Genomic DNA, 16,711 nt, shown 5'->3' with positions numbered 1-16,711 from the left:
TCGCAGCGCCGAGAGCAGGTGCAGATAGCGGCCATGGCCGCTATCTGCACCTGCTCTCGGCGCTGCGAGAGGGAACGCCTCCCGCCGGTCACGACGATGTCCGCATTGGCCTCGTACAGTGCCTCGGCCCGCAAGCGCTTCTCCCGCGCCCGGCGCTGCTTGCGCGTCTCGAAGCTTCCGGCAGCATTGGTGCCGACCATGTTGAACGCCGACAGGTCGTTACCCGCGGGCAGCGGCAGGGGCGTAAACACCTGCTCGGGATGCGTGCTCGTCACGTCGGTAGGCCAGCATTGCAGGTTCAGCCACGCGCTTGGCGGCGGTGGCGGAGGTGCGTTCTCACGCTTGTTGGGCTTGCCGGCGATCACCTGCAGCCGCGCGTCGCGCAAGCTCTGCTGCCCGCCGTTGGCGACCGTCAGCCATGCGAACAGAGCCACTTTGTTACCATCGGGCGCCAGCCGCCCAACATAGTTCGCGGACCAGTCGAACCCCTGCGCCATGTAGGTCAGCTGGATGGTCGCGGTGGTCGCCCGCGTCGCGCGCGTCAGGATCGACAGCGTCGGCCGCGCGGTCAGCGTCTCGGGCACCCGGTCATAGAGGATGCGCTCCGGCAGCCCCGAACAGCGCAGCGTCTCCAATCCTTTCGCGGTCTGAAGCACCACCCCGCCGTCAGGCCCGGCCTGAATGATCGCTGTCTGTTCGCTAACCTTGCCGGTGACCGGGTCCATACGGCGCAGCAGCACCCGCCGCTTCAGATAGGCATCGACAAGCCCGGCAGGCGAGATCAGCCGTGCGTCACGGTTCTTCTCGCGCACCCCACTCGGCAGCCCCGTGACGATCGCAGTCTCGGGCAGCAGCCCTTCGGCGACGTCCTCGAAACGAATCTGGCTATCGCCCTGCGGCACCGTGATGGTGCGGGTCTCGGTGATGAGGGCATAGCCGCCAGGCCAGTTTCCGCGCATAGCGCCCGTGCGGTATGGGTCGCGGTACACCGTCACCGCGATGTCGGACACCACGCGTGACACCACGACCTGCGGCTCCGCGAGCGCGGGCGCCGCAGCCGCCAGTGTCAATGGCAGCAAGGCCCAGCGCAGCACCGCTCAGTACCGCGTATCGAACGTTGCCGTCAGATCCGTCGTCCCGTTCGCCGGGACGGGCACCTTCCACTCGATCCGGTCAGCCGACACACGCTCGCCGGTCAGGCTCTGCTCGACCACCTTAACGTCGCCCCACAGCCCGTCCTGCGCCAGGTCAACGGTGACCGGCGCATCGCGTGCGTTGGTCAAGTTGTAGGTCATCCTAGTGCGCCAGCGGCCCCTCGCCTGGCGGGTCCGCTCGGCGACCACAACCTTGACCTTGACGTCGAACGCCTCGCCCGTCCGGATCGACATCGACGATCCGAGGGGTGTATGCGGAATTCGGTTTTCGCCGATGAACTGCGGGTCTCCCCGCGCGTCGCGCATGTAGACGCGGATGGTGCCCGCCGGCAGCTGATCGCCCAATCCGCCCGCGCGCGAGGTCGAGAACTTGATCGCCGTGGCGGCGCTGCGCGGGACATCGTTGCCGCCCAGCCAACCGTTGCTGAACTCGTACGCCTTGCGCGCCGCCGCCGCCTTCACGTCGAGGAAGCTGACCTGCTTCTGCTGCGCGTTGGCGATTGTGGTCCGCTCGGCCAGCGGATACAGGTAGAAATCGCCAAGTCGCTCGCGGGTACCTGTCTCTGTGCCTGCCTGCTCGATCGCGCTGGCGTCGCCCAGTGAGGCGAAGCGGTTGGCGGAGCCGCCGACGTTGCCTGCCACCAGCAGCGTGTCGGCGCGGGCGAACGTCGTACCGGTATTGTTGGTCAGCGTCACCCACCCTTGAACGTCGATCGCCCCTGCCTTTTCATCAAACAGCGCGACGTAATCGCTCGTCCAACCCAGCCCCGGCGTCAGATAGGACAGCCGCGTCAGCACCGGCCCCGGCTGCGCTGCCTCGACCGTCAACGACAGCGTCGGGCGCGCGCGCAGATTGTCGGGCACCTCGTCGAACACGACGCGCACCGGCAGCCCGTCGTCGCGTAGCACTTCGATCCGGTTGCCGATCTGCAGCACAATGCCGCCGTTTGCCGCCAGGACGCGCGCCTGCTCGCGGGTCTCGGCACCGGTCGCTGGATTGGTGCGGACGATGGTGACGATCCGACCGACCGCCTTCTCCATCAGCTTGTCGGGCGATAGCAGGTCATAGTCGAAGTTCTGCTCGACGATCCCCACCCCAGGGCCGCTCAGCGTGACCGTTTCCGGCCGGATCTGCGCGGACACGTCCGGGAACTCCTGGCGGCTGCGCCCCTGCGGCAGCGTCAGCGTCCGGGCATCCTGCACCAGCGACACCCCATTGTTGTAGATGGTGACCTGCACGTCGCCCTGTGCGGTCTGCGCGGTCTGCCCGGTTTGCGCCAGCGCCGCCACAGGCCACAGCGCCACGCCCATAACCCACCATTGCCGCATTGCGCTCTCCCGTTTGCGGCAAGGCTAGCAAGTAGGTTCGCTCTCGCAAAGTAATCTCGCCACGCGAAATGCCTTGCGAGGCCGATCAGTCGTGCTGCGATCGATGCTCGACCTGCTGCGGCACGCGCAGCAAGATTGCGGGGGGCACGCAGGGGAGACGATCGGTCGACGATCTTGTGGTCTGCGGTTTGGGGGCCTTTGCCGGCTGGGCGCTGTGCGGATCTAAGGGATATCGCTTCGTCCTTGCCGCTGTCGCCGGAGCCGTGTTCGCGACGGTCCGCTCCGCGTGGCGCGCGCCGCGATCGAGCCGCGGTGCAGGTTGTGCTTTCGCAAGGTGGCTCTGTGCCCGCCAAGACGGACTCTTCATCACGTCGGCACTGCCATTGGCGCGATGACCCATATTCAGCCGTTCAAGGGCGGGGAGCGCGTGCCTAAAACCAGGCACTCGTTCAACCTCTGACTGGCATCAACTGGGCGGGTAAAGACTTAGCCTGCACTTCTTCATCGAGAGCGAATGCGGGAAGCACCAGAAGGCTTGCAAGTGCGGCTACGTGCAGCAGGAGGTCAATCGCAGCGAGCGGCACCGGTCCCTGCTCGATGAGAGGCGCCGCGAGTACGGTACCTAGTGCGGCCACGCCAAAGGTCGCGAGGACCACGAGCGCGCTGCCGCGAGCATCATCCCCGTGCGCGGCCATCACGGCGCGGTAGAAGCAAGCGGCCCGCGCAGGCCCAGGCCGACATTGACTGGCGCGAACAGCGCGAGGATCGCGAGCGGTGCAACGCCGCCCTGTAGCGCGTAGACGATTTGGGCTGCGGAGCCTTGCATGCACAACGCCGTGCCTAGTAGGACCGTGCGCTCGCTCCCGAACCGCGCTACGACGCACGCTGACATGTTGGCTGAGGCGATGAAGAGCAGGATTGCACCCACCTGCACAACGATGAAGTCACCAAGTGTTCCGCCGAGCGCCCGAACCAGCAGGACCGGCAGGCCAAAGACGAAGTGAGTAGGCCTCCCAGCACGAACGCCTGGCTCAACGCGTAGCGCAGGAAGGTCACGTTGCTAAGGAGCACAACGTAGCCGCTTCGCGCACGCCGCCCGACCTGCGGGATCTGACCTGCGAGTGTCGTTAGCAGGGCTAGCGCGCCCGCCGCGGCGGCGAGCACGAAGAAAGACGCGCGCCAGTCGCCGAACAACAGCAAGCCAGCCCCAGCGATGGGGGCGAGCGCCGGCGCAAGCGACTCAATGCTGCCAAGCAGCCCCATGGCGCGCACCGCCCGCGCTTTGTCGAACAGCGCCTTTAAGATCGCAGGTGCGAATACTGCGGGTGCCGCCGCTGCGGCACCCTGGAGCGTGCGGAGGGCAATCAGCGCTTCGATCGACGACGCCGCCGCGCAGGCGAGCGACGATGCGCAGGTCGCGACCAGCGAACCGACAAACAGCCGCTGCGTCGAAAAACGGTCGCTAAGCGCCCCGAAGACAAGGAGCCCGGCACAGGTTCCACACACATATGCGGCGAGTACTAGCTGCGCTGCCGGCGCATCTGCGTCGAGCGCCTCGCACGAACCGATTGATCCGCTCGACCTCGGTCCCGTCCGCCTCGATCACCACCGCGCTCGGGCGGTGATCGTCGAGCAATCGCGCCGTGACCTTCGCGCGTTCGGAATAGAATTCGCTCGTGCCGTGCGTCGCCTCGCCAAGGAGCACGGACGTCGCGGCGCGCGCGGCTCCGATGACATCATCCTCGCGGCCGAAGTCACCTCCCGGCACCGCACCTGCGGCAGGAACGCTCATCACCGACGCCATCCACAGCAGCAGCGAGCCCGTGACCCGGTTGCGCCGAACCCGATCGGCGCTGGCTGCCTCGGCGGCCCTATGACGACGCATTTCCGGTGCTGGTTCCGCCTCTGGACCCGACGCCTGCCCCGATGTTGCCGACGGTCGCACCCGGGCCGCCGCCAGCAAGCGTTCCAACCGGTTGAAGACCATTGGACAGGTCGTTTCCCGGAGACGGCTGAAGCTGAAAATCGGTGTCGGCCGCGTCCTCTTCCGCCTTCTTCGGTTGTTCCGCGTTGTCGCCTTCTTGTGCCATCGAACCTTTCCCCGGAAACCCCGAACTCAGTGCAAAGGCGCAGTGAAAGTTCCGTTGATCGGGCCAAGCTGCTAGAAAGGCGACGAAATGAGTGAGCGACCGCCCGTAGGCAAAGCCCTGGCGATGACGATCACGCTGTTGGCCTGCGTGTTCGCCGGGCTGGGTGTCCTGTTCGTGTTGGCGCCCGTACCAGCCGCGAGCTTCTACGGGATCGACCCTGAATCATCGTCAGGGCTGTTCTATGTTCGCGCCGTCGGATTTCGCGATCTCGGACTCGCATCGTACCTGTTCGGGCTGACGCTCGCCCAGCAGTTCCGGGCGTTGTCGATCGTGATGCTGTCGACCCTGATCATCCCGGCCGGCGACATTCTCCTGCTCGCCGCGTCGGACGGAGCGCAACCGATCCACTATCTTCTCCATGCCGCCAGCTTCCTGTGCTTCGCCGGCAGTGGCTTGTGGGCGAGACGATCGGCAAGCGCGCGATGACGGTCGACATACGACTGGGCGCAAGTCGACCAGCGGCTTTGCGACGTGATCACCCAGAACGGACATTCGTGACACGTATTTGGTTTCCATTTTCCAACGTTTGTTCATGTTTATCACACACAGAGATTAGAGATGCCGTGCCAGCAGTACGTGGAACAGAGCGAGCAGATAGGGGCGCTTGACCACTTCGACCGCCACGGCGCGCATTATCGACTGAAGGCGAAGGCCCCCGTTTGCCCGGTCGCTCCCGCCATCACGTCCATGGACCTGCGACCATATAGCAGCAGTGGAGAACCAGCGTCACATGAGGCGACAGGGCGTGGCTGACGGACCTATACCTCCTGCCACGCCTGCAGGGGTCAAGCGCGTTCGAGATAGCGCGCGCGCAATGCGTTCTTCATGGCCTTATCCACGCCGAGCTCGCTATGATGGTAGCCCTCGAACCCGCCGGGCCGGCTGCGGATCGTAACCGCACTGCCGCTTACCGCTCGATCACCCTGCCCGGCGGGGGAGACGCTCAGATCAAGGCAATCCAGGATCGACTGGTCGCGCTTGCCTATCTCGAAGGGCACCATGCAGACGGGCTGGTCGGGCGTAGCCAGAACGCGACGCTCGACGCGGTGAGGCCTTTCAGCGCCGCAACGGCCTGAAGCCCGATCGCGATCGGGCAGCCCGAATAGCTAGACGCGGCAGCGCCTGACCATGAAGGCAAGCAAGCTGATGCACGCGAAATGATCCGCAGCCTGCTAGCTGCCATGCTTCTCCTGTCGGCGTGCGGCCGCAGCATGGGCGGCCCGCTTGAACCGGTAGAAACACCTGGTGTCGAGCTTTCCACGAGCGCGGACGGCAGAAAGATCGCGACAATGCGGGTTGGTGCGGTGTCGGTGCAGATATCCGCGCGCTGGTCCGATATTGCGGGGCAATGGGCGATGCTTGTTTATGCGAATCGTGGCGTCGTGCCGGTTAGCGTCGAGCTAGGCACGCTGGTCATGTCCGGCCCGGCCGGCGAGGCGGTGGTCATGTCGGCAGCGGATGTGACCACACCAATCTTGTCGACGACCGCAGCGACAATGATGATGCGCCCATGCTTCTGCAGCGTGACGGCGATGGGATCGCCAGGGGCAGGCTGGAGCTGCCCGCCGGCGCGGAGCGCCGCGTCGATGCCCAGCTTAGCCCGTTCTCGAACACGCAGGCTGCCGCGGCAGGCAACGCCATCAAGCTTCACGTGCCGCTGCCAGGCACCCCAAGAGATGTCACGTTCATCGCGGAGCGGCCGTCCGTTCTGCCATTCTAGCGCGCTTCAACGGGCTGTCGTCGGGCTTGGAAGCGGTTGGTGAGACGCGTGGCGTGATCGACCGCGAGGCCGACGTCGCCTGCCCCATGAGATAGCGTGCGCTGCAAGTCCATGAATACCTCTTCTCTCCAAAGAAAAGCATCCGGGAAGGTTAGAGGGTTTATTGAAGCGCTAAGTTGCTGGGTGCCGGCGGTGCGCGGGGGCTTGGGACGTGGGCCGATGCTCTCGTGGTAGCGGATCGTCTCTACCTTTGTGACGGTGGCCTTGCCGAGATTGCCGATCGTCAGGGTAATGGCTTCATTCCTCCGCGCCTAAGCGAAAGCGGATGCCGCCGTTGATCGTGCGCCCCTCGGTGGGCGCCCAGGCGTCGACCGTCCAGGATCCGACCGGCGCGCGGGTCTGGCGCAGCAGGGGATCCCAGCGCGTCTGGCGCACGTCGAGCAGGTTTTCGGCGTTCACAAAAAGGCTCACCCTGCCGAGCACCAACTCACCCATCAGACCCAGTTCGACATAGGAGCGGCTGCGGCTGCGGTACGGATCGTCATCAAGCGACTGGCGGCCGGTGTAATAGGCCTCTAACCCGATCCGCCCGCGACCATGCTGCTCCAACATTGCGACGAGACCGGCAGTGTCGCGCGGCGTCAGGGGCGCGCGGCGGCGCTCAGGAGTGTCGGGATCCGGCTCGGTGGCGTCGATATGGACGTAGCTGCCGGTGACCGTCACCGCCTGCCAGCGATAGCGCAGCAGCAGTTCCGCGCCGCGGGTACGCGTCGTGCCGGCGGCGTTGGCGAGGGTGACACGGGTGGCGTCCACTTCGCGCAGTTGCACGGCGTGTTCGATGTTCGAGGCGAAAAGGCTGATGCTCGTTTCGATCGGTCCTTTCACATAGCCGATGTCGATCGAGCCGGTGTCGGCAACTTCGGCGCGCAACTTCGCATAGGGCAGGACGCGGGAGAGGCCGTTCGCCTCGACTTCCTCGATCAACGGCATGGGCGCGTAGAAGCCGCGGCCCAGCGAGGTGCGGATCGTCCATGAGCCGGGGCGATAGAGCGCAGACAGCCGCGGGCTGATGCGTGATCCATATTCGCTGTGCCAGTCCCAACGGGCGCTGGCGGCAAGTGTCAGATCGCGGGCGGCGTCCTGCTCGCCCTGCACGAACAGCGCGGGGATGGTGTAATCATAGTCGAAGCCAGCGACGTCGTGGTTGCGATAGCCGTCCGCCTGGAAGGCCGCGCCGGCGAGCCACGTCGTGCCGCCTGACGTGCCGCCGAGCGACGCCTCAACGAAACCCGTTTGGTGGCGATCGCGCTCGATCGTGCTGCCGAAACGATGCCGGTGCGCCTGAGTCACACCTGCAGTGCGCAATTGCAGCTTGCCCATGCCGTCGAGCGGCAGATCGGCGTTGAGGCCGAGGTCGAAGCGTTCGCTATGCAGGTCCTGCACGAACGCGCTGCCGTTGGCGACGGTACGGCCAGGAAGCGTGCCGCCCGCGCGATCCTCGCTCATCGCGCCAGCGGTGAGATAGACGCGCGCACCGTTCGCGCCGCTCCAAAACAGGCGCGGGCGGGCCGTCCAGCGCTCGTAGCCAGGAAGATTGGCCCAGCCGTCGCCGTCGATGTCCTGCGCGGTCTGGCGACCGTAGCCGCCGGTGAGCGACGCGCCGATGCTGTCATTGAGCGGCTTGGCGACATAGCCGGTCACGTCCTGCCCGTTGCGGGTGGTGGCGTTGAGCAGCAATTCCCCCTCCGCCGCATCACCAGGCCGGCGCGAGACGAGGTTGATGACGCCGCCCAGTGCGGCGGGACCGTAAAGCGCGGACGCGGCGCCTTTGATGACCTCAACCTGTGCGAGATCGGTGGGCGGGATCTGGAGCAGGCCGATCGCCAGAGCCTGCCCGCCATAGAGCGGCAGGCCGTCAGCAAGGATCTGTGTGTAGCGCCCCTTCAGCCCCTGCATCCGCACGTTCGATGCGCCGAGCGCGGGTGACGTAACCTGGACGCGCACGCCGGGCGTTTCGCTGACCAGCATGGCAATGTTGCCGGGGGACATGAGAAGCTTCTCCTCAATCTCCTCGCGGTCGATCACCGCGACGCGGATCGGCTCGTCCTGCACACGGCGGCCGTTGCGCGTGGCCTGGATAACAATGTCCTCCCCCTCCTCGGAGTCGGCCCCTTGCGCATGAGCAATTCCCGGCAACGCGAGACAAAACACGAGGACGTAAAGGACGCGGAACAACACAGATGACTTCCCCATGCCCATCCGAGTGGCGAGACCGTCAATCCTGTAGGGGCTGCGGTTGCTACAGGGTCAAGCGACCAATACGTGATATGCGGAGATTATCCGAAATGATCGAGCTTGGTCTGGGCTGCCGCGGCGGTCGGCTCGGTTCGGGAAGGACGCAAAAGCGGCCGATCAGCGCCGCTAACCCCAACTTCGAAGCGGGTCGCTCCTCGATCTAGATCGCGCAGTCTTTCGGTTAGCACGGTATGCCGTCCACCGCAGGACTACCTCAGCTGCTAGGCGGGGCCGCCTGACCGCGATGCGTACCCCTCCCCCCGCCGATTGCGGCAGGTGGAGGAGAGAAAAACTGGACCCCCATCCGTGCGCTTGCATCACAAACTCAGAGGCGTCGGCAAGCGAGCGCGACCTCGTACTTCACACTAAGATGATTGCCGCACGGGAAATCTGACGGCACATTGATCGCTATGAAACAGGTCATCCTCTACGGCGCGCCACACTCGCTCTACTCAGGAAAGACCCGCTCTTACCTGCGCAAACAGGGCATTGCCTATGTCGAGCGCACGGGCGGTGCACGCTTCAGCTCGGAGGTTGTCCCCGCCATTGGCCGCGGCATCATTCCCGTTATCGAATTGCCGGACGGCTCCTTCGTGCAGGACACGATCGATATCCTTGACCATTTCGAGCGCGCTGGCGCACCAGTGAGCGCTTACCCTGCCGGTCCTCGCCAACGGATACTCGCGCATATCGCCGAACTTTATGCGGTTGTCGGTCTGACACGGCATGCCATGCACTATCGCTGGAGCTACGCCGATGAGCAGGATCAATTCCTTACCGACGCCTTTTCCGCCGCCGGGTCGGGAGATCCAGCTGCGGTCATGGCGCGCATGCGATCGTATCTGCCGATGCTGGGCGTGACCCCCGCCACCATACCGGCGATCGAGGCGTCCTACATCGCGTTGCTTGACCTACTTCAGGCGCACTTTGCGTCTCATCCGTATCTGTTCGGAGGGCAGCCCTCCTTGGGTGATTACGGCCTTCTGGGCCCCCTCTTCGCTCATCTTGGGCGTGATCCGGTCCCGGCCGATATCATGAAACGCCGTGCACCAAAGGTCTTCCGTTGGGTCGAGCGGATGAATGCTGCTGATGCCGATATTCCGGAATATGGTGATTATCCGGCGACCTACCTTCCTGACGATGGGATACCGACGACGCTCGAGCCGTTGTACCGCCACATGGCCGACGAGTTGTTTCCGGAGCTTACGGACAAGGTCGACATGGTGCGTCGCTTTGTGGCTCAAGCCGAGCCGGAGACGGGTTCACCAGTGACCGACAAACCGCACCGGCGCGTTATCGGCTCGGTCCAAACTTCGTTCCGCGGCGTCGGCGCGGAGAGTGGTGTGCAGCCTTACATCTTCTATCTTTGGCAGCGCATCACCGACACGTTCGGTACGCTTGAAGCCAATACGGCTGCCTGCGTGCGTGAATGGCTGAACGGGGTTGGCTTGTCTCCCTTGCTCGACGCTCACCGGCCAATCCGCGTCGAGCGCCGCGGGCATATCGAAGTTTGGGGCGAGCGGCTTTAATCGCGGGCGGCGGCGCGGACGCGCAGGCTGCGTTGGCCGCCCTGAGCAAGGTGGAGGCCGAAGTTGTGTGGGCGGCACGGCGAGGGACATCGCGGCAGCTTCGGGGCCTATCGCTGCAACCAGATTGTGGCGAGCCGCTGGATCTGGCTCCTGCCGCCCGCCCGTCCCATATGCCCATGCATGCTCAAGCACCTGCATCTGCCCCTTGCGATCGCTCTTGCTGGCTGCGGCCAGGCCGCCGCAGAACGAGCGGTGCCGATCCCACGCGCCATGCAGGACTTACCCCCCTCTCCAGGATTGCAGCGGGCAGTTTTGGCGGGCGGCTGCTTCTGGGGCATGGAGGCAGTGTTCGAGCGGGTAAAAGGCGTACGTGACGTCACCGCCGGCTATGCGGGGGGTACGGCGAACACTGCCAATTACAGCGAAGTCAGCACCGAGCGGACCCGGCATGCAGAAGCAGTTCGCGTAACCTATGATCCACGAATGGTGAGTTACGCGACGTTGCTGCGCGTCTACTTTTCGGTTGCGCACGATCCCACTCAGGTGAATGGTCAAGCTCCCGACGTTGGCCCGAGCTACCGCTCAGCAATCTTCCCTCAGACGCCGCAGCAAGCAACGGTAGCGCGGACGTATGTTGCACAGATTGAACGGGCAAGCGTCTTTCCACGCCCGATCGCGACCAAGATCGAGAGCGGCCGCTTTTATCCAGCGGAGGACTACCACCAGAACTTCTTCAACCGAAATCCAGCGCATCCTTACATCGTGCGCTGGGACAAACCGAAGGTGGCGGCATTCAAGAAAGGTTTTCCCGCGCTGGCGCGGTGAGCTCGGTTCACGCCTAAACGAACAACGCCGCTCCTTTAGAGTTGTCCGGACATGGTCAGAGCATGTTCCTGGCCGAACAGCTGTGACGCTAACGCTTCTACCGGCAATATTCCGTTGCAACTTGATACATCACATTAAGATCGAGCCAGGTGACTACTCCCGCGCTCACCTTGACCATGGCTACCAGCGGACGTCGGGGAGGCCAGGCTGGGCCATTCACCACTCTTTCGCTTTCGGACCTTGAGCGTCTGCCAACCGCGCTATGATTGATTATCGCTTCGGGTTTCGCAATTTGATGGAGAGAGGGCGAGTTGCTATGCGGAAGCGCAGGCGGGATGGGCCGCCCTCTTACTCAGGGGCATGACGGTTTGGCCTCGAAGTTCGGATAAACCGTATAGAAGGCGGGATTGCGCGAGCGCAGCGGCGGCTATTCCTGCGATCCGTTTCCGATATCCGCGAGCATGGACCGCCCCGCATCCGACAGCTTGTACACGCCGGGCCGCTCCCTGACGAACCAGCCATAGACGTTACGCAGCAGAACGGTGCCGGCGTCGGTGGCCAGGTGCTTCAAGTCGCGCGGCCGTGCCGTTCCGTTGCCGATGGCCTGCGCGCAGGCGATCGCGCGCTGCCGATAGGCGGTCATGATCGGGCGGCGCGATGAGCCCCCCTGCGCCGGATCCCCTTTTCGGCTCGCATGCTCCTTGAGGATCCGCGCCCGCCGCCGCAGGTCCGTTCGCGGCCGATAGGGGGCAGGCTCAGCCAGGATCGTCACGGCGCCGAGCTTGAGATCGACAGCAAGAAGGCCGAGACCCAGCAAGCGGCACAACCGCAGGACGCGCGCGTCCCGGTCACGGCCATTCCGGCTCGCCACGATCGCCAAATATACCAGATCGGCGCACCGCAGCCGGTCCACGGCTTGCAACACGAGCTCGAGCGTGAACGAGAGCTTCAGTTCCGCCACGACCAGGACGGATTGCTCCTCCCCGCGTACGGCGACCACATCGCAGCCGCAGACCTCGCCTTTGACCTGAAAGCCTTGTTGCTCAAGAAAAGCTTTGACCGGGCGATACAGCGCAGTTTCGGCGAACGGCGGAGTTGTGGCAGCAGGCTTCACAAGCGGCGCGCCCTGCTCGCCTTCGAAGAGCGCCGTCGGTAGCTGCGCATCAGGCGGGGTTTGCCGGCATCACCGCCACTGCAAGATCGGTATGCACAGGTCCTGCCGCCACGCGAAGCATTCCGCCCGAGCAGCCCGCTTCCGACCGCGCGATAACCGCGCCCTTACGCGTGTCGTAGGTGATGACGGCATAGCTTCCGTCCGCCAGGCCCGGGATATCGAGGGTGGCTGGTGCCGCAGCCTGATAAGGAACGAGCGTTCCCTCAGGAGAAAGGCTGTCGGTGCGAACCGCCCAGATGATCGCCTGATGCTTGTCGCCACATCCTGTGAGAGCAAGACCGGGATCATCGCAGCGAAGGTCTTGTGAAAGGTTGCGGCGGCCAAAGCGCGTCCAGTCAACCAGCGGGAGGAACCGGGCGAGGGCTTGCTGCGCCTGACGCATTCCGTCCGTCAGCACATGGGGGTGCCGGTTGGGCCAGCGCATGCCCCCTCCTGCACCGCCGCTCGCCAGATGTGCCCATTGGATGTGTCGGAAATATCCGTCATCGAACGCGGCCGGCAACGTCCGCTTCTTGTCCTTGAAGCTGTGGATCGGACCATGCTCGGAATCGAAGACCGGCCGGTCACCGGCTTCCTCGACCGCGGTGCGCATCAGGCGCGCCACGGCCAGCGCGGGCGTGACGGTGTCGGCGGGCGCGTCGATCGTGCCTTGCTCGTAAAGATGGGTGTTCGCGAAATCGAGCAAGGGGTGCCGGAAGATCGCCTCGACCAGGCTCGGGTGCTTGATCAGTTCCGGCCCGAAGACGGAAACGGTCTGGAGGTTGGCATAGCCACGCTGCTTTATCTCATGGGCGCGCAACCATGATGCGACGTCGTCGATGAACGGCGCAGCGGTTGCCGGATCGCCGCCGCCATGCGCCGGGTGAATCTCGTTCCAGATATCCCAGCCGAACAGGGCAGGACTGCCGCCCCAGCGATCGCTCGCAAAGGCGAGGCGGTTCTTGATCGCCGCGCGCATCTCGGGAGAGGTCAGCCATTCGCCCTGGCTTGCGCATACGCCGCCATTCGCGCGGTTATAGGGATGGTGACGCCACCGGACCCACATGAAAAAGGTGTCATAAGGCGTCAGCAACACGCGGATGCCGATCTTCTCCAGAAGCTCGAACAGGTCGTCCCAGAACTGCACCATGTTCGGCACGAAACGTCCGACGGGATGTTCGAGATAGCGGTGCTCGCCCTGGCAATATTCTAGCATCACGCGAACGCAGGTGACGCCATGGTCGCGCAGCCAAATCAAATGGCGCTCCACAGCACCGCGATCACGCCTGCGGAACAGCGAGGCCAGTTCAGGCCAGTTCACCGCATCATTATGCCCGATCGGCGTCCACGCCGCACCTTCGCTGGTGACGAAGTAGGGAAGCCCGCGAGGAGCGTGGATGCGAGAAAGAGGGCGCGGAGCCGGAGCGAAACTGGACGACACGGGGGGCGCTTAACGGCCTCCTTCATGCTTCGCCACCGAAAGGTGTTCGCCGAAAAGAACGCTGTCAGAACAACATGGCACATGCGCTTTGGCTCGTGACAGTACAGAGCCATGAGCCGGCGCGAAGGTGACGGAACAAGCCTGTGGGGGGTCGGCGGATGTCCGCGAGTTTCGCTGATGGTGCACTCTTCATGTCGGACATGGGCCGCCGGCCCTGTGATCGTCAGTGCGTTGGATGGGGCGCGGGCACGACCAGCGGCTTTCCTTTTGCAACAATGTAGGTCGCGAGCTCGGCACCGTTTGTGGTGCCAGGGTTATATGCCTTGTGCGCGACACCCGAGGGAACGAACAGCACTTGCCCCGCCTTCAGCGTCACAGGATCTTTGCCCTCGAGCTGATATTCCAACGTGCCTTCGAGGACGTAGATTACCTCTTCACCGGGATGACGGTGCCACGGCGCGGTGACGCCTGGCGCAATGTCGATCCGTGCCTGGACGGTCTCGCGGCCTTCGATCGAAAGGTCGTGTCGCTGCAGGTCGGTGCGCTTGACACCCTGTTGCCCCTGCAGCGGGGCGGCGACCGCCCCCGAGGCGAAAAGTACGGCTCCGATTGCGGCGGCGAACTTCATATACATCCTGGGACCCTTCTGGTTTGGGGCGCGATGACCCGGGCACTTGTTACTCGAGGGGCATAGCGGGCAAGCCGCGTAGCCGGGCTAGGCGAAACCGACAGATTGCAGGACGTAACTGACATGAGCACAAAGGCGCGGACGGTGGCGGAGATCGGGCTGCTGCTGTACCCGGATTGCCAGCTTTCGGCGATCTACGGCCTCACCGACCTGTTCCGCATCGCCAACGACATCGCTCGCGCAGCCTCTCCCACGGACGTTCACGCGATCCGCGTCAGTCATTGGCGCCAGGAACAAGGTGGGCTCATCGCCTGCATCTTCGATACAGATCCGGGCGCGCCACACGCGCTCACGCATGTCGTCGCGCCGCCCAGCCTTATCGTGCCTGAGCAGATGCAGAAGATGACGGCGTTCTCCGACTGGATGCTGGGTTTGCACCGCGGCGGAACCACTTTGTGCTCGGTGTGCGCAGGCGCGTTCGTCCTTGCAGAGACCGGCCTGTTGCAAGACAGGGCGGCGACGACGCATTGGGCGTTTGCCGAGACACTGGCGTCCCGCTTTCCCGCCGTGCAGGTCGACGCGGGCCGGATGTTGATCGACGACGGGGACATCATCACCGCAGGCGGAATTCTCGCCTGGACCGATCTCGGCCTGACGCTTGTGGAGCGCCTGCTGGGACCAAGCGTCATGCTCAATACCGCGCGGTTCCTGCTGATCGATCCGCCCGGACGCGCACAGCGCCCGTATGAGCAGTTCGTCCCCAAGCTGGGGCATGGAGACGCTGTTATTCTGGCCACCCAGCACTGGATGCAGGCGACGGGGGCGAAAGAAATTTCCGTGGCGGCACTGGCCGAACGCGCGGGCTTGGAAGAGCGGACGTTCCTCAGGCGGTTCAAGCAGGCCACGGGCCTGAGGCCCACGGAATATGCGCAGCAAATCCGTGTCGCGAAAGCGCGTGAGGCACTCGAACTCACCCGTACGCCCGTGGACCAGATCGCCTGGCATGTCGGCTACGGCGACGCCTCGGCGTTCCGCAGGATCTTCCAGCGCGTGACCGGGCTTGGACCGGCCGAGTATCGCCGGCGTTTCGGCGTGGCGTCGGAACGATCGGTGGCGCTGGCGTGAACTGCCGCTACCGGCCGTGAGTGATCGGAGCAGGCCTGGGCCCACCCCGATCCGTGAGGCTTAGTTGCGGATGAAGGCGAGCAGATCGGCGTTGATGACGTCCGGGTGCGTCGCCGCCATGCCGTGCGAAAGACCTTCGTAAGACTTCAGCTTTCCGTTCCGGAGGAGATCAACCGTCCGCTGCGCATGATTTTCGAAGGGAACGAGCTGATCATCGGTGCCGTGCATCACCAGCACGGGCAGCTCAATCGCCTTGAGGTCCTCCGTGAAGTCCGTTGCCGAGAAGGCCGCGATGCAATCATATTGCGCCTTCGCGCCGCCCATCAGCCCTTGGCGTGACCAATTGTCGATCAAGCCCTGGCTCACGGCAGCGCCGTCGCGGTTGAAGCCATAGAATGGCCCCGATGCGATCCCGCGATAGAACTCGGCACGATTGGCGATCAGCGACGCGCGAAACCCGTCGAACAACTCGGGCGGCAGCCCCATCGGATTGTTCTCCGACCGCATCATCATCGGCGGCACGGCGCCGAGCAGGACCGCCTTTGCCACCCGGCCCGCCTCAGCCCGGGCTACGTAGCGGGCGACTTCGCCGCCGCCGGTCGAATGGCCGATATGCACGGCGTTCTTCAGGTCCAGGGCACGAGCGAGTTCGGCCACGTCCGCGGCATAGGTGTCCATCTCGTTGCCGCTGTCGGTCTGGCTCGACCGGCCGTGGCCGCGACGATCGTGGGCGATCACCCGATACCCTTCGCCAAGGAAGAACAGCATCTGGTTGTCCCAATCGTCGCTGGAAAGCGGCCAGCCATGATGAAACACGATTGGCTGGGCATCCTTGCTGCCCCAGTCCTTGTAGAAGATCTCGGTGCCGTCCTGCGTGGTGATCGTCGCCATGTCGCATCTCCTGTGTCCAGCCGGCGGAGCGCCGCTGCTGTGGATGATGTAGGGCCACCGAAGCGCGCGAGCGCTTGGCAGAACCGACACAATGCGCGTCGAAAGTGACAAATGCTTTTCGGCGCCGAGATGCCGTCCACAACTAGCGTGTCGGTAGGTGCGCAGAGCGGAGTTCGGCCGCCGTAGCGGTGCCTTCCAGGAAACTCGCCTACTGTCATGCGTTTACGCCTTTCCCAGCAGGAGAGAGCCACGTGACCGACCACAAAAAGAAGGGCGACTTTCACAAGAACGGAAAGGATGACGAGGGCGGCAACAAGAAGCAGGACAACAGCGACAACACCGCCAGCAAGGACAATAACCAGAACGCCGGCCACGGCGGCCACAAGTAAGCCAGGCACCCGCAGTCCGCGCGGCCCGTTGCGCGGACTGCGGCGCTTTGGCGCGCTCGGCGCTTGAGCATGAGCAGCGAAG

At 64.4% G+C, this 16,711-nt stretch carries 16 protein-coding genes and 1 pseudogene; 6 read left to right on the top strand and 11 right to left on the bottom strand.

The genetic code is table 11. The annotated features are described in order from the left end of the window. The 5 genes and pseudogenes from SPMU_RS16230 to SPMU_RS16210 form a co-directional block, all read right to left on the bottom strand. Positions 1 to 1,079: pseudogene (locus SPMU_RS16230) on the bottom strand (hypothetical protein); the annotation flags it as partial. Positions 1,080 to 1,097: 18 nt separating this feature from the next. After that, a complete protein-coding gene (locus SPMU_RS16225) occupies positions 1,098 to 2,483 on the bottom strand; it encodes a DUF4139 domain-containing protein (protein WP_088335395.1) in 1,386 nt (461 codons plus the stop codon). Between the two features lie 694 nt (positions 2,484 to 3,177). Further along, positions 3,178 to 3,309 (bottom strand): hypothetical protein, encoded by a 132-nt coding sequence (locus SPMU_RS17435; protein WP_281250998.1) that lies wholly within the window; start codon positions 3,307 to 3,309, stop codon positions 3,178 to 3,180. A gap of 47 nt (positions 3,310 to 3,356) precedes the next feature. Further along, positions 3,357 to 3,989 (bottom strand): MFS transporter, encoded by a 633-nt coding sequence (locus SPMU_RS17580; RefSeq protein WP_425442206.1) that lies wholly within the window; start codon positions 3,987 to 3,989, stop codon positions 3,357 to 3,359. Beyond that, positions 3,946 to 4,368 (bottom strand): erythromycin esterase family protein, encoded by a 423-nt coding sequence (locus tag SPMU_RS16210; RefSeq protein WP_140418507.1) that lies wholly within the window; start codon positions 4,366 to 4,368, stop codon positions 3,946 to 3,948. Before SPMU_RS16210 ends, SPMU_RS17580 begins: the two co-directional genes overlap by 44 nt. Positions 4,369 to 4,660: 292 nt before the next feature. Between SPMU_RS16210 and SPMU_RS16200 the strand changes: the two genes are divergently transcribed. Both SPMU_RS16200 and SPMU_RS16765 read left to right on the top strand, forming a co-directional pair. Beyond that, positions 4,661 to 5,059, top strand: coding sequence for a DUF4267 domain-containing protein (locus SPMU_RS16200; RefSeq protein ID WP_088335385.1), 399 nt, complete (start codon positions 4,661 to 4,663; stop codon positions 5,057 to 5,059). A 425-nt stretch (positions 5,060 to 5,484) separates the two neighbouring features. After that, entirely contained in the window at positions 5,485 to 5,709 is a 225-nt protein-coding gene (locus tag SPMU_RS16765) for a hypothetical protein (RefSeq protein ID WP_140418506.1), read from the top strand. A gap of 287 nt (positions 5,710 to 5,996) precedes the next feature. Here the strand turns inward: SPMU_RS16765 and SPMU_RS16190 are convergent, their stop codons facing one another. Both SPMU_RS16190 and SPMU_RS16185 read right to left on the bottom strand, forming a co-directional pair. Further along, entirely contained in the window at positions 5,997 to 6,284 is a 288-nt protein-coding gene (locus tag SPMU_RS16190; RefSeq protein ID WP_088335381.1) for a hypothetical protein, read from the bottom strand. Positions 6,285 to 6,650: 366 nt separating this feature from the next. Beyond that, on the bottom strand, positions 6,651 to 8,606 hold the full coding sequence (locus tag SPMU_RS16185) for a TonB-dependent receptor plug domain-containing protein (protein WP_245833443.1): 1,956 nt from the start codon (positions 8,604 to 8,606) through the stop codon (positions 6,651 to 6,653). Positions 8,607 to 9,058: 452 nt separating this feature from the next. Between SPMU_RS16185 and SPMU_RS16180 the strand changes: the two genes are divergently transcribed. Continuing rightward, entirely contained in the window at positions 9,059 to 10,177 is a 1,119-nt protein-coding gene (locus SPMU_RS16180; RefSeq protein WP_088335377.1) for a glutathione S-transferase family protein, read from the top strand. 180 nt (positions 10,178 to 10,357) lie between these two features. Then, complete coding sequence (gene msrA, locus SPMU_RS16175; RefSeq protein WP_088335375.1) at positions 10,358 to 11,002, top strand: peptide-methionine (S)-S-oxide reductase MsrA; 645 nt, start codon at positions 10,358 to 10,360, stop codon at positions 11,000 to 11,002. A gap of 427 nt (positions 11,003 to 11,429) precedes the next feature. Here the strand turns inward: msrA and SPMU_RS16170 are convergent, their stop codons facing one another. The 3 genes from SPMU_RS16170 to SPMU_RS16160 all read right to left on the bottom strand — a co-directional run bounded on the left by SPMU_RS16170 (position 11,430) and on the right by SPMU_RS16160 (position 14,224). After that, on the bottom strand, positions 11,430 to 11,963 hold the full coding sequence (locus SPMU_RS16170; RefSeq protein WP_211275837.1) for a DUF2161 family putative PD-(D/E)XK-type phosphodiesterase: 534 nt from the start codon (positions 11,961 to 11,963) through the stop codon (positions 11,430 to 11,432). 202 nt (positions 11,964 to 12,165) lie between these two features. Continuing rightward, complete coding sequence (locus SPMU_RS16165; RefSeq protein WP_211275836.1) at positions 12,166 to 13,596, bottom strand: glycoside hydrolase 5 family protein; 1,431 nt, start codon at positions 13,594 to 13,596, stop codon at positions 12,166 to 12,168. 223 nt (positions 13,597 to 13,819) lie between these two features. Further along, the gene (locus tag SPMU_RS16160; RefSeq protein WP_245833441.1) at positions 13,820 to 14,224 is read right to left on the bottom strand and encodes a cupin domain-containing protein; all 405 of its coding nucleotides are present in this window, start codon (positions 14,222 to 14,224) and stop codon (positions 13,820 to 13,822) included. A 123-nt stretch (positions 14,225 to 14,347) separates the two neighbouring features. On the opposite strand from SPMU_RS16160, the gene SPMU_RS16155 reads away from it, so the two are divergent. Further along, positions 14,348 to 15,349, top strand: a complete 1,002-nt coding sequence (locus SPMU_RS16155) for a GlxA family transcriptional regulator (protein WP_088335369.1) — start codon at positions 14,348 to 14,350, stop codon at positions 15,347 to 15,349. 60 nt (positions 15,350 to 15,409) lie between these two features. Here SPMU_RS16155 and SPMU_RS16150 read toward each other — a convergent pair whose 3' ends face one another. Then, positions 15,410 to 16,240 (bottom strand): alpha/beta fold hydrolase, encoded by an 831-nt coding sequence (locus SPMU_RS16150; RefSeq protein WP_088335367.1) that lies wholly within the window; start codon positions 16,238 to 16,240, stop codon positions 15,410 to 15,412. Between the two features lie 251 nt (positions 16,241 to 16,491). On the opposite strand from SPMU_RS16150, the gene SPMU_RS17010 reads away from it, so the two are divergent. Beyond that, positions 16,492 to 16,629 (top strand): hypothetical protein, encoded by a 138-nt coding sequence (locus SPMU_RS17010; RefSeq protein WP_169715759.1) that lies wholly within the window; start codon positions 16,492 to 16,494, stop codon positions 16,627 to 16,629. The last annotated feature ends 82 nt before the right edge of the window (positions 16,630 to 16,711 follow it).

Origin of the sequence: Sphingomonas mucosissima (genome assembly GCF_002197665.1) — a bacterium.
Taxonomy (GTDB): domain Bacteria; phylum Pseudomonadota; class Alphaproteobacteria; order Sphingomonadales; family Sphingomonadaceae; genus Sphingomonas; species Sphingomonas mucosissima.
This window is presented reverse-complemented; position numbering and strand designations above follow the sequence as displayed.